2 protein-coding genes are annotated in these 13,348 nt (G+C 70.2%); both read left to right on the forward strand.

The window, feature by feature from the left end:
* Nucleotides 1–59 precede the first annotated feature (59 nt).
* Entirely contained in the window at nt 60–6,077 is a 6,018-nt protein-coding gene (locus ACFONC_RS03785; RefSeq protein ID WP_386742387.1) for a hybrid non-ribosomal peptide synthetase/type I polyketide synthase, read from the forward strand.
* Nucleotides 6,074–13,348: an amino acid adenylation domain-containing protein gene (locus tag ACFONC_RS03790; protein ID WP_386742389.1), complete on the forward strand. Its 7,275-nt coding sequence runs from the start codon at nt 6,074–6,076 to the stop codon at nt 13,346–13,348. Before ACFONC_RS03785 ends, ACFONC_RS03790 begins: the two co-directional genes overlap by 4 nt.

Here is a 13,348-nt window from a genome sequence, read left to right on the forward strand (position 1 = left end):
AACCCTGTGGAATCCGTAATCCAGAAGTAGGTCAACACGACTGGGGAGCGGTCCAGGCAATGACGGCAGGCGGGACTTATCGGGAATCCGTGCTGGCGGATGCGCCGGAGTCGATCGAGATCCCCGTGGACGCGATGCGGACGGGGCTGGCTACGGAATACGCGTACGTCGATGCCATCCTCGATGCGCACACCGCAGGCAAGGTGCGTGCGCTGGCGTCGATGCACGATGTGGACGCGTCCACGGTCCTGCTGGCCACGTGGCTGGTGCTCGTGCGGCGCCTGTCCGGGCAGTCGGAGCTGACGATGTTGCACGCAGGCAGTGCGGGGCCTGCGCTGCCGTTGCGCTTCGAGCTGCCAGACGAACTCGACGCCGCCGGTTGCGTGCGCCTGGCTGCAATCGCAGTGCAGGTAGCCCGCGCGAACGCCAGTGAATCCGCCGCGGCAGCCGATCGTCGCTGGCAGGTTTCATTCGCCGATCGAGAACCGGCGGATACGACGGCGCAGGGCAGCGAGCTGGCGATGCAGGTCGTGGAGGCCGGCAATGGCCACGACGTGCGGCTGGCCTACGATCGCGCTCTGTTCCAGCCTGATACCGCGCATCGCTACCTCGATTGCTGGTGCGCCCTGCTGCAGTCGATGCTCGCCGACGACGGCGCGGACATCCTGCGCATGCCGATGCTCGACGCAGACGAGCGCAGGCAGGTGTTGGAGGAATTCAATGACACAACCGTGGCGTATCCGCGAGATGCCTGCCTGCACGCGCTGATCGAGGCGCAGGTCGCGCGCACGCCCGATGCGATCGCGGTTGCCGCCGAAGACCGCAGCCTCACCTTCGCCGAACTCAACGCCGCGGCCAACCGGCTTGCGCACCACCTGCGTAGCCTGGGAGTGCGTCCGGACGACCGGGTCGGCATCTGCATCGAGCGCGGCTGGCGGATGGTGGTGGGCCTGCTCGCCATCCTAAAATCCGGCGGCGCCTACGTGCCGATGGATCCGTCGTATCCGCCCGACCGCCTGGCACACATGCTCGACGACAGCGCGCCGAAGGTGTTGCTGACCGAACGCAAGCTGCGGCCCCTGCTCGGGGAACTGCAGGCCACGTGCGCGCTGCTGGACCTGGACGATCCGGCGCCCGCATGGGAGGCGCGGCCCGATTCGAATCCCGATCCGGACGAGGTCGGCCTCACTGCGAGCCACCTCGCCTACATGATCTACACCTCCGGCTCGACCGGCCTGCCGAAGGGCGCGATGAACGAGCATCGCGGCATCGTCAACCGGCTGCTGTGGATGCAGGACGAGTACCGGATCGACGCCGGCGACGCGGTGTTGCAGAAAACGCCCTTCAGCTTCGACGTTTCGGTGTGGGAATTCTTCTGGCCACTGCTCACCGGCGCCAGGCTGGTGATGGCCAGGCCGGAGGGCCACAAGGATCCAGCCTACCTCGCCGCGCTGGTGCGCGAGCAGCGGATCACGACGATGCATTTCGTGCCGTCGATGCTGCATGCCTTCCTGGAGGAGCGCAGCGCGGTGGGATGCGCGTCCATCCTGCGGCGCGTGATGTGCAGCGGCGAGGCGCTGCCTGCATCGGCGGTCGCGCGCTTCCATGAGCTGCTGCCCGGCGTCGAGCTGCACAACCTTTATGGCCCGACTGAAGCCGCGGTCGACGTTACTGCGTGGCGCTGTGAACCTGGTGCGGACAGGATCAGTGTCCCGATCGGCCGGCCGGTCGCCAACACGCGCATGTACGTGCTCGACGCACATCGCGAACCCGTGCCCCGCGGCGTCACCGGCGAGCTTTACATCGGCGGCGTCCAGGTTGGCCGCGGATACCTCAATCGCGACGAACTCACTGCCGAACGGTTCCTTCCAGACCCGTTCTCCGATGAGGCCGGCGCGCGCATGTACCGCACCGGCGACCTCGGCCGCTGGCGGTCGGACGGCAGCATCGAGTATCTCGGCCGCAACGACTTCCAGGTCAAGATCCGCGGCTTCCGTATCGAGCTGGGCGAGATCGAGGCGCGCCTGCTCGAACACGAAGGCGTCGGCGCGGCGGTGGTGCTGGCGCGCCCGGACCGCACCGGTGACCTGCAGATCGGCGCCTACTATGTGCCAGCCGCCGGCCACGGCGCGGTGAGCGTGGAGGCGTTCCGCGCACACTTGGGTAGCCGCTTGCCGGAACACATGATCCCCGCGTGGTTCATGCGACTGGATGCGTTGCCGGTCACGCCAAACGGCAAGCTGGACCGGCGCGCCCTGCCCGAACCCGGCAACGCGCGGCCGGAGCTGGCCACGCACTACGAGCCGCCAGCCAACGAGGTCGAGCGCCAGGTGTCGGCGGCATTCACCGCGATCCTCGGCGTGGATGGCGTCGGCCGCAACGACAACTTCTTCGACCTGGGCGGCAACTCGCTGCTGGCCATGCGCCTGCTCGAGCACGTGCGGCGGCACGTCGCGGTCGGCGGCGACGGCGGGGAAACGATCGCCGTGCCGGCCACGGTGTTCTTCGGGCATCCCACTCCGGCAGGGCTGGCGTCGGCGCTGCAAGGCCAGGGTGGCGGCGCTCTGGACCGGCTGCGGATCGGCCGCGGCCGCAGCGCCGAAGGCGTGCGCGAGCCGGTCGCGATCGTCGCCATGGCCGGGCGCTTCCCGGGCGCGAACGACGTCGAGGCGTTCTGGCAGAACCTGCTGGACGGCCGCGACACCGTCACCCGGTTCTCGCCGGAGCAGCTCGATCCCGCGATTCCCGCCAGCGAGCGCGACGACCCGGACTACGTCGCCGCGCGTGGCGTCATCGACGGGCTGGACCAGTTCGACGCGGCGTTCTTCGGCATCAGCCCACGCGAAGCCGAGCTGATGGATCCGCAGCAGCGCATCTTCCTGGAACTGTGCTGGGAGTGCCTGGAGCGCGGCGGTTACGTGCCCGACGCCACGCCCGGGCCGGTGGGCGTGTTCGCCGGCATGAACAACGCCACCTATTTCCAGCACCACATCGCGCATCGCCCCGACCTGATCGAAAAGCTCGGCGCGTTCCAGGTGATGGTCAACAACGAGAAGGACTTCATCGCCACGCGCGTGGCGCACAAGCTCAACCTCACCGGCCCGGCGATCAGCACGCACACGGCATGCTCGACTTCGCTGGTCGCGATCTGCCAGGCGGTGGACAGCCTGCGTGCCGGGCAGTGTGACATGGCACTGGCGGGCGCGGCATCGGCCACCTGTCCGCCGAACAGCGGCTACCGCTACATCGAGGGGGCGATGTTGTCGCCCGACGGCCACACCCGCGCGTTCGACAAGGATGCGCAGGGCACGGTGTTCGGGGACGGAGCGGCGGTGGTGCTGCTCAAGCGCCTGTCCGATGCGCTGGCCGATGGCGACACGATCCACGCGCTCATCCGTGGCGCGGCGATCAACAACGACGGCGGCTTGAAGGCCAGCTTCACCGCGCCGAGCAGCGACGGGCAGGCCGCGGTGATCACGATGGCGCACGCCGACGCCGGCGTGTCGCCGCGCGAGATCGGCTACGTCGAGGCACACGGCACGGCCACGCCGCTGGGCGACCCGATCGAGATCGAGGGCCTCACCAAGGCGTTCCGTCAGGGCACCGACGACAACGGCTTCTGCCGCGTGGGCTCGGTCAAGAGCAACGTCGGCCATCTTGTCATCGCCGCCGGGGCTGCCGGCGTCATCAAGACCGCCTGCGCGCTGCGCGAGGAGCGCATCCCGGGCACGGTGCATTTCACGGTGCCCAATCCGGCGATCGATTTCGGCGCCACGCCGTTCGTCGTCAACGGCGAAGCCAGCGATTGGAAGCGCTTGCCCGATGCCACACGGCTGGCTGGCGTCAGCTCGTTTGGCGTGGGAGGCACGAACGCGCACGTGGTGATGCAGGAAGCGCCGCCCGCGGACGAGCCGGAAACCGGCGAGGGCCCGCAGGTGCTGGTGCTGTCCGCGCGCACGCCGGTCGCGCTGGGCCACATGGCGCAGCGCATGGCCGACCACCTCGACACGCATGCCGATGCGAACCTCGCCGACGTGGCGTGGACGCTGGCGATCGGGCGCAAGGCGTTCCCGCACCGCATCGCGGTGGCCGCGCGTGATGCCGGCCATGCCGCCGAACAGCTTCGCAGCGCGGAAACGGCCGCCGCGATCGCACGCGGGCGCCCGGCGCATGCCGGCGACGCGGTGTTCCTGTTCCCGGGACAGGGCTCGCAGTACGCCGGGATGGGGCGTGCGCTGCACGCGGCCGAGCCGCGCTTCCGCGAAGCATTCGACGCCTGCGTCGAAGGCCTGCGCGGGGAACTGGGGTTCGACCTGCGCGACGTGGTGTTCGGCGACGATGCCGACGCGCTGCTGCCGACATCGGTGATGCAGCCGGCGATCTTCTCCATCGAGTACTCGTTGGCGCGCCTGTGGATGAGCCTGGGTGTCACGCCGGTGGCGATGCTCGGCCATAGCATCGGCGAGTTCCCCGCCGCGACGCTGGCCGGCGTGTTCTCGCTGGAGGATGCGCTGAAGTTGGTGGCGCGCCGCGGCCGCCTGATGCAGGCCCGGCCGGCCGGCAGCATGCTCTCGGTGCGCCTGCCCGCCGACGCGCTGCTGGCGCGGTTGCCTGCGGAACTGTCGCTGGCAGCGGAGAACGCGCCCGGTGCGTGCGTGGTGTCCGGGCCGGCGGCAGCGGTATCGGCGTTCCAGTCGGTGCTCGAAGGCGAGGACATCGCCTGCCGCGCGTTGCACACTTCGCACGCGTTCCACTCGGCGATGATGGACCCGGTGGTTGAGCAGTTCCGCGCCGAAGTCGCCGCGGTCGAGCGCCATGCGCCGCAGCTGCCGGTGCTGTCCACCGCCACCGCGCAGTGGCTCGACGCCGAAACCGCGACATCCCCGGATTACTGGGCGCGGCACCTGCGCCAGCCCGTGCGCTTCTCGGCCGCCTTGCTGCAGGCGCTGGACCTGCCCGCGCGCGTGCTGCTCGAAGTCGGCAGCCGCACCACGCTGGCCGCCCTGTCGCGCCAGCATCCGCAGCTGGCGAAGGCCGGGAAGGCGGCGGTGTCGTCGCTCGCGGCCGACGCCGAAGGCGAGCTGATCGAGTTCCGCCGCGCCGCAGGGCAACTGTGGATGCACGGCGTGGCGATCGACCTGCCGAGCCTGGATCGTCGCCAGCGCCGCCGCAGGGTGTGCCTGCCGACCTACGCTTTCGAGCGCCAGCGCTACTGGATCGAAGCCTCGCCGGCGCCGTCGGCCACCGTGCTGCCGCACCCGGCCAGCAATGCCGATGCCGTGGAGCGGGGCGGGCTGCACCTGGTCGAGAACCTGTCGTCCGCCGCGACGCACGCCGCCGGCCAGAGTAGCGGGGAGCGCCTGGTCGCGCGCCTGCGCGCCCTCTTCGAGGATGCCGCCGGGCTGGAAGTGCCGGACCCGGACCTGAACTTCATCGAGGCCGGTCTCGACAGCCTGATGCTGACCCAGATCGCGCTGCAGCTGCAGAAGGCCTTCGGCGTCAAGGTGACGTTCCGCCAGCTGATGGGCGAGTGCTCGTCGCTGGGAGCGCTGGCCGCGATGCTGGCGCCGCAGCTGCCGGACGAGCCGGTGGTCGAGGTTGCCGCGGCGAAGGCGGCTTCCGTACCGCCGCAGCCGGAACCCGCGGCAACGGCGCGGTCGAGTGCGGTGCCCTCCGCGGTCGGCAGCGACAGTGCTGGAATGCGCACGCTGGTCGACCAGCAGTTGCAGGTCATGTCGCAGCAGCTGGCGCTGCTTGCCAAGACCGATGCGGTCGATGCGGAAACGCTGCGCGAGGTGGTCCGCAGGCAGCACGAACTGATGTCCCGGCAGCTGGCTCTGGCTTCTGGAGGCGACCCGAACGCTCTGCCCGAAATTGCCGCGCTGCCGCCCGCCGCGCTGGCAGCCGACACTCCCGGCGATTCCGGCGATTCCGGTGAAGGCATCGCCGTCGCACTGATGGACGCGGACCAGCCGGTCGTTCCGGGCGCCCGCCTCGGACGCACGCCGGAAGGCGAGCCGGCCTGGTACCTGTCCGACCCGCAGCGCCCGGGGGGCTACATGAAGGTGGCGGGATGACGCGCGCTGTGCTGGAGTCGGAAGTTCCGATGGAACTGGTGGACTACGATCCCTTCGCCGGCGGCGAACTGGCGCGCGTCGTCGCCAGCACCGAGCCGCAGCGGGAGATCTGGCTCGCCGACCAGCTCGGAAGCGATGCGTCGCTGTCGTTCAATCTTTCGGTTTCGCTGCGCCTGAACGGCAGCCTGGACCGTGATGCGCTGGCGCGCGCGCTGCAGTCGCTGGTGGACCGGCACGAATCGCTGCGCGCATCGTTCGATCCGCAGGGGGAGCGGCTGTGCATCCGCAAGCCGCTTCCGTTCGCCCTCGTCGTCGCCGATCTGTCCACGCTGGAAGGCGACACGCAGCGCGAGGCGATCGATGCGCGCGTGCGCCATTCGGTCGATACGCCGTTCGACGTGACCAGCGACCTGTTGTTCCGTGCCGAACTGCTGCGGCTGTCGCCGGTCGAACACCAGCTCGTGCTCAGCGCGCACCACGCTGCCTGCGACGGCTGGTCGTGGTGGGTGGTCGTGCGCGAGTTGGGCGCGCTCTACGCGCAACACGCGGGGTCGCCTGCGCAGCCGCTGCCGCCTGCCGACGCCTACAGCGCGTATGCGATGGCCGAGGCGCAGGCCGATCCCCGACGCCAGCAGGAGGACGAGGCGTTCTGGCTGGCGCGCTTTGCCGACGAAGTCCCGGTGCTGGACCTGCCCACCGACCGTCCGCGGCCGACCCGGCGCAGCTTCGCCTCGGCGCGCGTGGACCACGTGCTGGACGCCGACCTCACCGCCTCGCTGCGGCGGCTGGGCGCGCGGCGCGGGGCGAGCCTGTTTGCGACCCTGCTCGCCGGTTTCTCGACCCTGCTGGGCAGGCTCGCGGGGCAGGACAGCGTGGTGGTCGGCATCCCGGCGGCGGGCCAGGCGGCCGGCGGCCACGCCACGCTGGTCGGCCACTGCGTCAACACATTGCCGTTGCGCTTCCACCTGGATCCGGAGTCCGGCTTCGGCGCGTCGATCGATGCCGCGCAGGATGTCCTGCTGGACGCGCTCGAACACCAGCGCTACACCTTCGGCACGCTGCTGAAGAAGCTGCCGATCACCCGCGACCCCGGCCGCATGCCGCTGGTCAGCGTGATGTTCAACATCGACCAGGCGCTGGAGAACGAGGCGCAGGCCTTCCCAGGGCTGGAGCTGGAATTCTTCGACAACCCGCGCAGCCACGACACCTTCGAACTGTTCATCAACGCAGCCCAGGTGCAAGGCGCGCTGCGGCTGGAATGCCAGTACAACCGCGAGCTGTTCGACGAGGCCACGGTGCGGCGGTGGCTGGCGGCCTATCAGAGCCTGTTGCGCGCGGCCGTCGAGGACGTGGAGCAACTGGTGGCGAAACTGCCTCTGGTGCGCGATGAAGCGTTCTCCGAGCTGCTTGCGCTGCAGCCGGCGCCGGTGCCGTTCGATCGCGACTGCCGGATGCACGAGTACTTCGAGCGGCAGTGCGACCTGACGCCGGAATCGGTCGCCGTGCGCGCCGGTGGCGTCGTGCTCACCTACGCGCAGCTCGAAGCGCGCGCCAACCGCATCGCGCGGCTGCTGCGTGCCGGCGGTGCGCGTCGCGGCACGCTGGTCGGGCTGGCCGTCGACCGCGACGCGGACATGCTGGCGGCGCTGCTGGGCATCCTCAAGACCGGCGCCGGCTACGTGCCGCTGGACCCTGGCTTTCCGGCCGAACGGCTGGCTTACATGGCCGACGACGCAGGGCTTGCCGCACTGGTGACGCAGCGTCGCCACCGCGGCCGGGTCGACCTCGCCGGGCGGCCGGTGTTGGTACTCGACGAACTGGAGCAGGCACTGGCCGCGCAGCCGGCCATGCGCATCGGCCGCGACGTGGACGGCGCGCTGCCTGAATCGGTCGCCTACGTCATCTACACCTCCGGCTCCACCGGCCGGCCCAAGGGCGTGCAGGTGCCGCATGGCGCGGTGTCGAACTTCCTCGTCGGCATGCAGGCCGAACCGGGCATCACGGCCGCCGATCGCCTGCTGGCGGTGACCACGCTCTCGTTCGACATTGCCGTGCTGGAGCTGTTGCTGCCGCTGAGCGTAGGGGCCCAGGTCGTGGTTGCCGACCGCGACACCGCCAGCGACGCGGACGCGCTGTCCGCGTGCCTGCGCGAAACCGGCGCCACGATGATGCAGGCTACGCCGGCGACCTGGCACCTGCTGCTCGAGGCGGGCTGGCAGGGCGGGGCGGGCTTCTCCGCGCTGTGCGGCGGCGAACCGATGGCGCCGGACCTGGCGCAACAGCTGCTGGCGCGCTGCGGCGCGCTGTGGAACCTCTACGGTCCCACCGAAACGACGGTCTGGTCCACCTGCACGCGCATCCTGCCCGGGCGCGATGGCGCACCGGACATCCACATCGGCCGCCCGATCGCGAATACCCAGGTCTGGATCCTCGACGAGCGCGGCGAACTTTGTCCGCGCGGCGTTCCCGGCGAGATCTGCATCGGTGGAGAGGGCGTCACCCTCGGTTACCTCGACCGCCCGGAACTCACCGCCGAGCGCTTCATCGCTGACCGCTACGACCCGGCCGCGCGCCAGGGCGCGCGCGTGTACCGCACCGGCGACCGTGGCCGCTGGCGTGCGGATGGCCAGCTCGAGCACCACGGTCGCCTGGACTTCCAGGTCAAGGTGCGCGGCCATCGCATCGAACTGGGCGAGATCGAAGCCAACCTCGCCGCGCATCCGGCGGTCGCGCGCGTGGTGGCGATGGCGCGCGAGGATCGCCCCGGCGACGTGCGCCTGGTGGCCTACGTCGTGCTGAATCCCGGCCACGCGCTGGACGAAGCCGCGATGTCCGTGCATCTGCGCGACCGGTTGCCCGACTACATGGTGCCGCAGCACCTGGTGCCGTTGCCGGCGATCCCGCTGCTGCCCAACGGCAAGGTCGACCGCAAGGCATTGCCGGCGCCGCAGTCCGCCGCCCCGGCCGTGCAGGGGCGCCGCGCACCCCGCGGCGAGACCGAACAGCGCATCGCCGCGCTGATGGCCGAGGTGCTGGGCGTACAGGAGGTCAGTGCCGAGGATGACTTCTTCGCGAACGGCGGACACTCGCTGCTTGCGGCGCGGCTGGTGTCGCGGCTGTCGGCGACATTCGCCACCGCGGTACCGCTGCGGGTGCTGTTCGAAGAGCCAACGGTGGCGTCACTGGCACGCCGGCTCGACGGTTCGAAAGTCGCAACGCCCGCGCCTGCCGTGGCGGTGCCGGCGCTGCCGGATCCGCGGACTGGCCAGCTGTCGACGATGCAGCAGCGGCTCTGGATGCTGGACCACATGCATCCCGGGTACACCGGCTACAACATCCAGTCGGCGCACCGCCTGCGTGGCACGCTGGACCCGCCGACGCTGGAAGCCGCGTTCGCCGAAGTCGTGCGCCGCCAGCCGATGCTGCGCATGTTCATTGATGCGGAAGGCGACGGGGCGGTGCAGCGGGTGCTGGACGACGTGGCACCAGCGCTCCCGGTCGAGGACCTGTCGGGCCTGCCCGCGGATGAGCGCGAAGCTGTCGCGATGCGGCGCATGGATGAGCTCACCGCGGAACCCATTCCGCTCGACCAGGCACCGCTGTACCGCGTTCGCCTGTTCCGGCTGTCCGCGGAGGAGCATGTGCTCTTCCTCATGGTGCACCACGTGGCCTGGGACGGAATGTCGATCGACCTGTTCTGCAGCGAGATGGCGACGCTGTACGACGCCCGTTGCTCCGGGAGGCAGGCTTCGTTGCCGGAGCCGGAGCGCAGCTATGTCGAGTTCGCCGATTGGAACGTCCGGCAGGCAGGGGAAGCGGCACTGGACGCGCAGGTCGCACACTGGAAGGCGCACCTGGACGGCCACGCAGAGCCGCTGCAGCTGCCGGAGGATTTCCCGCGCCCCGCGCAGGCGACCGGTCGCGGTGGCGCACAGCTGCTGCGCGTGGATGCGGCGTCGACATCGGCGCTGCGAGCACTCGGCGTGGACGCCGACGCCACGCTGTTCATGACCCTGCTGGCGGCCTGGTACGTGCTGCTGCACCGGGTCACCGGCCAACGCGACCTAGTGGTCGGCCTGCCGGTGCGCAACGTGCCCGAGGGCCTGGACGGGGTGATGGGCTACTTCGTCAACGTCCTGCCGCTGCGCATGCAGCTCGATCCGTCCGTGCCGTTCTCGACGCTGGTGTCTCAGGTACGCGCGGCGGTGCTGGACTGCTTCTCGCACCCGGACGTGCCACTGGACCGGCTGGTGCGCGAGCTCGGGCTGCCGCGCGACGCGAGCCGCTCACCGGTCTACCAGGCGATGTTCTCCTACCAGGACATCCGCGAGCGCCGCGGCCAGTGGGGCGACCTGCGCTACGAACACGTGATGCTGCCGCACCACACCGCCAACCAGGACATCGCGCTGTGGTGTTTCGAGGACCACGATGGGCTGGAGGCCGACCTCAACTACAGCGCGGACATCATGTCCGCCGAATCCGGCGCGCAGATGCGGAACTGCTTCCTTGCGCTCCTCGAAGCGCTGCGCAGGGAGCCTTCGATCGCGATCGGCGATGCCAACCTGCTTGGCGGCGAGGACCGTGCGTTGCTTGCGGAATGGAACTCCACCGATGCCGCATGGCCGCCGCAACGCACGCTGACGTCGTTGCTGCAGGCGCAGGCGACCGCCTCGCCGGACAGGGTGGCGCTCCGGTTCGAGAACAGCATCCTCACCTACGCGCGGCTGCATGCGCGTGCAGACAGCATCGCCAATGCACTGCGCGCGCGCGGCGTGCGTGCCGGCGACCTCGTCGGCGTCTGCCTGGACCGGCACCTGGACATGGTGGCCGGCCTGCTGGCCGTGCTCAAGGCCGGGGCGGGTTACGTACCGCTGGACCCCGCGTACCCGGGCGAGCGCCTGCGCTTCATGGCCGACGACGCGGGCCTGGCGCTGGTGCTGTCCGAAGGCGACCTGGCGCAGCCGCTGGAATGGCCACGCGAACGGCAGCTGCTGCTGGATGCCGATGCGGACGAGATCGAGCGCGCGGAGGCGATCGCACTGGATGCCTCCGAGGCGGCGGTCATCGAATCGTCAGTCGCCTACGTCATCTACACGTCCGGCTCGACCGGCAAGCCCAAGGGCGTACAGGTGCCGCACGGCGCGGCGGTCAACTTCCTGGAAAGCATGCGCCATGCGCCGGGATTGGGGTCGGAAGACAAGCTGCTGGCGGTGACCACCACGTCGTTCGACATTTCGGTGCTGGAACTGTTCCTGCCGCTGGCCATCGGCGCGCAGGTCGTCCTCGCCAGCCGCGAAACGGCAATGGATGGCGAAGCGATCGCGGCGGTGATCGAACGCGACCGGGTCGACGTGATGCAGGCGACCCCGTCCACCTGGCACATGCTGCTGGACGCCGGTTGGCGGCCGCGTCATCCCTTCAAGGCGCTGTGCGGCGGCGAGGCGCTGTCGCCGGAGCTGGCCACGCGGCTGCTCGACCGCGGAGTGGAGCTGTGGAACATGTACGGCCCGACGGAAACCACCGTCTGGTCGACCTGCGCCCGGGTCGAGCGGTCCGCGCCGGGCGCCGTGCCGGACATCCACGTCGGCCGCCCGATCGCGAACACCACGGTCTGGGTGCTGGACGAGCGCGGACAACCCTGCCCGCCCGGCGTTCCCGGGGAGATCTGCATCGGCGGCGCGGGCGTGGCCCTGGGCTACCTGGGGCGGCCGGAGCTGACCGCCGAGAAGTTCTTCCCCGACCGCATCTCGCCGTGCGATTACGGAACCGGCCTGCCGCCGCGCCTGTATCGGACCGGCGACCGCGGGCGCTGGCGGCGCGACGGCGTCATCGAGCACCAGGGACGCATCGACTTCCAGGTCAAGGTACGCGGCCACCGCATCGAGCTGGGCGAGATCGAATCCCGACTCGAGGCCGACGGGTCAGTGGCGCGTGCGGTGGCGACTACGCGCGAGGACCATCCGGGCGACGTGCGGCTGGTCGGCTACGTCGTCGCCGCGCCCGGCATGGCCGTCGACGAGAAGGTGCTGTTCGAGGCGCTGCGCTCGGCGCTGCCGCCTTACATGGTGCCGCAGCACCTGGTCGTGCTCGACGCGTTCCCGCTGCTGCCCAACGGCAAGGTCGACCGCAAGCGCCTGCCCGCACCGATGGTGCGCAGGCAGGAGGCGTCCGTGCTCGAGGGGCAATCCGCTGCGGTCCGCTACCTGGCCGACGTCTGGTCGGCTGCGCTGGGCGTCGATGCCGCGCCCGGCGACAACTTCTTCGACATCGGCGGGCATTCCATGCTCGCGGTGAAGATGGCCAACCGGGTGCAGCGCGAAACGGGAGTGCGGTTGAACCTGCTGATGCTGGCTTCGTCGACGCTGGCGCAGATCGCCGAAGCGCTGCCGCAGGACGTGGGGGCGGCTCCGGTGACGGAGGGCAATGCGCCATTACGCATGGACGGCGTGCCGAAACAGGGTGAAGGTGCGGTGCCGACGGGAGGGACCTCCGAAGCAGGCGCTCCGGTACTCGAACCGTTCCACTTCGGCCCGCCGGACCGGCGGCTGTTCGGGCTGTACCACGCTCCCCGCGGCCAGGTGCGCGCATGCGTGCTGATGTGCCCGCCGCTGCTGCACGAACAGATGCGCAGCTACCGGTTCTTCGCCGGCATCGCCGACCAGCTGGCTGCGTCGGGACTGGCTTGCCTGCGCTTCGATTACTTCGGCACCTGGGATTCCGGCGGAGCCAGCGAGGATTTCCATCCGGCGCAGGCCAGGTCCGACATGGCGCTCGCGGCCGCGGCCCTGCGCGAGCGCGCCGGCGACGTGCCGCTGGTGCTGATGGGCATCCGCGCGTCGGCGATGCTTGCCCGCGCAGAAGCGGAAAGGCTGGGTGCCTCGGCGCTGTGGCTGTGGCAGCCGGTACTCGATGCCGCCGCGTACCTGCGCGAGCTGGACGCATTCGATGCCGTCGAACGTCGGTCTTCCACGCGCTATCCGTTCGCGCGCAAGGGCCCGTCCGCTGATCCTGGCGAGCTGATGGGATTCAAGTTGGCATCGACGTTCCGCGAGGAGTTGCTTGCCCTGGACATGCATGCGCCCGTCCCGGAAACGCCGGTCCTGGTGATGGGGGCGGCCACCGACAACATCGCGGGCGACGTCCGCCGGATCGATCTGCCCGATGCGCTTGCCGCCTGGACCGGCCAGTTGGAGCTCGACGGACTGATCCCGCTGCGCTCGGCGGCCGGCGCGATCGAGGCACTCGTGGCCGAATCACGGAGGTGGGGCTGA

It is taken from the genome of Luteimonas soli, assembly GCF_042648865.1.
Classification (GTDB): Bacteria; Pseudomonadota; Gammaproteobacteria; order Xanthomonadales; family Xanthomonadaceae; genus Luteimonas; species Luteimonas soli.

Excerpts from the sequence above, each read along its gene's own strand:
- ACFONC_RS03785 (WP_386742387.1), top strand. The coding sequence starts at position 60 with ATGACGGCAGGCGGGACTTATCGGGAATCCGTGCTGGCGGATGCGCCG.
- ACFONC_RS03790 (WP_386742389.1), top strand. The coding sequence starts at position 6,074 with ATGACGCGCGCTGTGCTGGAGTCGGAAGTTCCGATGGAACTGGTGGAC.